Origin of the sequence: Pseudomonas sp. Sample_16, assembly GCF_004307665.1 — a bacterium.
Taxonomy (GTDB): Bacteria; Pseudomonadota; Gammaproteobacteria; order Pseudomonadales; family Pseudomonadaceae; genus Aquipseudomonas.
In genome coordinates this window covers 1-3,065 of the sequence record NZ_RCOB01000116.1, presented here as the reverse complement: position 1 = coordinate 3,065, position 3,065 = coordinate 1, and the positions used below count along the sequence as shown (strand labels likewise).

General features: G+C 60.8%; 1 protein-coding gene. It reads left to right on the top strand.

Annotated features, from left to right (window positions below; genetic code table 11):
- Nucleotides 1–16: 16 nt before the first annotated feature.
- Nucleotides 17–3,065: NAD-glutamate dehydrogenase domain-containing protein (locus tag D8U69_RS16510; RefSeq protein WP_177434578.1), on the top strand; the 3,049-nt coding region annotated here is incomplete at its 3' end.

Here is a 3,065-nt window from a genome sequence, read left to right as displayed (position 1 = left end):
AAGCGGAGTACCACAGATGGCGTTCTTCACCGCAGCCAGCAAAGCCGACTTCCAGCACCAACTGCAAGCGGCACTGGCGCAGCACATCAGTGAACAGGCACTGCCACAAGTGGCGCTGTTCGCTGAACAATTCTTCGGCATCATTTCCCTGGACGAGCTGACCCAGCGTCGTTTGTCCGACCTCGCTGGCTGTACCCTTTCCGCGTGGCGCCTGCTTGAGCGCTTCGATCATGCGCAACCGCAAGTGCGCGTCTACAACCCTGATTACGAACGCCACGGCTGGCAGTCGACCCACACCGCGGTCGAAGTGCTGCATCACGATCTGCCATTCCTGGTGGACTCGGTGCGCACCGAGCTGAACCGTCGCGGCTACAGCATTCACACCCTGCAGACCACCGTGCTCAGCGTGCGTCGCGGCAGCAAGGGTGAACTGCTGGAAATCCTGCCAAAAGGCACCCAGGGCGACGACGTGCTGCAAGAGTCGTTGATGTACCTGGAAATCGACCGTTGCGCCAACACCGCCGAATTGAACGTGCTGAGCAAAGAGCTGGAGCAAGTGCTCGGTGAAGTGCGCGTCGCGGTGGCTGACTTCGAGCCGATGAAAGCCAAGGTCCAGGAAATACTGACCAACCTGGACAGCAGCCAGTTTGTCGTCGATGCCGACGAAAAAGCCGAAATCAAAAGCTTCCTCGAATGGCTGGTGGGCAACCACTTCACCTTCCTCGGCTATGAAGAATTCGTTGTCCGCGATGAGGCCGATGGCGGTCACATCGTCTACGACCAGAACTCTTTCCTGGGCTTGACCAAACTGCTGCGCGCTGGCCTGACCTACGATGACCTGCGCATCGAAGACTACGCCGTGAACTACCTGCGCGAGCCGACCCTGCTGTCGTTCGCCAAGGCTGCGCACCCAAGCCGTGTACACCGTCCGGCTTACCCCGACTATGTGTCGATCCGTGAGATCGACGCCGATGGCAACGTCATCAAGGAATGCCGTTTCATGGGCCTGTACACCTCCTCGGTGTATGGCGAGAGCGTGCGGGTCATCCCGTTCATCCGCCGCAAGGTCGAAGAAATCGAGCGCCGCTCCGGCTTCCAGTCCAAGGCTCACCTGGGCAAGGAACTGGCGCAGGTCCTCGAAGTGCTGCCGCGTGACGACCTGTTCCAGACCCCGGTCGACGAACTGTTCACCACCGTGATGTCGATCGTGCAGATCCAGGAACGCAACAAGATCCGCGTGTTCCTGCGCAAAGACCCGTACGGCCGTTTCTGCTACTGCCTGGCCTATGTGCCGCGTGACATCTATTCCACCGAAGTGCGCCAGAAGATCCAGCAAGTGCTGATGGATCGCCTGAAAGCCTCGGACTGCGAATTCTGGACCTTCTTCTCCGAATCCGTGCTGGCCCGCGTACAACTGATCCTGCGTGTCGATCCGAAAAACCGTATCGACATCGACCCGCAGCAGCTGGAAAACGAAGTGATCCAGGCCTGCCGCAGCTGGCAGGACGACTATTCGGCCCTGACTGTCGAAACCTTCGGCGAAGCCCATGGCACCAACGTGCTGGCCGACTTCCCGAAAGGCTTCCCGGCCGGTTACCGCGAGCGTTTCGCTGCGCATTCGGCCGTGGTCGACATGCAGCACCTGCTGAACCTCAGCGAAAAAAATCCGCTGGTGATGAGCTTCTATCAGCCGCTGGGCCAGGTGTCCGGTCAGCGTGAGCTGCATTGCAAGCTGTACCACGCCGATACCCCGCTGGCACTGTCCGACGTGTTGCCGATCCTGGAAAACCTCGGCCTGCGCGTACTGGGTGAATTCCCGTACCGCCTGCGTCACACCAATGGCCGCGAGTTCTGGATTCATGATTTCGCCTTCACCGCGGCTGAAGGCCTGGACCTGGACATCCAGCAACTCAACGACACCCTGCAGGACGCGTTCGTCCACATCGTGCGTGGCGATGCCGAGAACGATGCGTTCAACCGCCTGGTGCTGACCGCCGGCCTGCCATGGCGCGACGTGGCGCTGCTGCGTGCCTACGCTCGCTACCTGAAGCAGATCCGTCTGGGCTTCGACCTGGGTTACATCGCCAGCACCCTGAACAACCACACCGACATCGCTCGCGAGCTGACCCGGTTGTTCAAGACCCGTTTCTACCTGGCGCGCAAGTTGAGCGGCGATGACCTGGACGACAAGCAACAACGTCTGGAACACGCGATCCTGGCGGCACTGGACGACGTCCAGGTGTTGAACGAAGACCGCATCCTGCGTCGCTACCTTGACCTGATCAAGGCGACCCTGCGGACCAACTTCTACCAGACCGACGCCAACGGCCAGAACAAGTCGTACTTCAGCTTCAAGTTCAACCCGCACCTGATCCCTGAACTGCCCAAGCCAGTGCCGAAGTTTGAAATCTTCGTCTACTCGCCACGCGTCGAAGGCGTACACCTGCGCTTCGGCAACGTTGCCCGCGGCGGTCTGCGCTGGTCCGACCGGGAAGAAGACTTCCGGACCGAAGTCCTCGGCCTGGTAAAAGCCCAACAAGTGAAGAACTCGGTCATCGTGCCGGTGGGGGCGAAGGGCGGCTTCCTGCCGCGTCGCCTGCCACTGGGCGGCAGCCGTGACGAGATCGCCGCCGAAGGTATCGCGTGCTACCGCATCTTCATTTCCGGTCTGTTGGACATCACCGACAACCTCAAGGACGGCGCGCTGGTGCCACCGGCCAACGTCGTGCGTCATGACGACGATGACCCGTACCTGGTGGTGGCGGCGGACAAGGGCACTGCAACCTTCTCCGACATCGCCAACGGCATCGCCATCGACTACGGCTTCTGGCTGGGTGACGCGTTTGCGTCCGGTGGTTCGGCCGGTTACGACCACAAGAAAATGGGCATCACCGCCAAGGGCGCGTGGGTCGGCGTGCAGCGCCACTTCCGCGAACGCGGCATCAATGTCCAGGAAGACAGCATCACCGTAGTTGGCGTCGGCGACATGGCCGGCGACGTGTTCGGTAACGGCCTGTTGATGTCCGACAAGCTGCAACTGGTCGCTGCGTTCAACCACATGCACA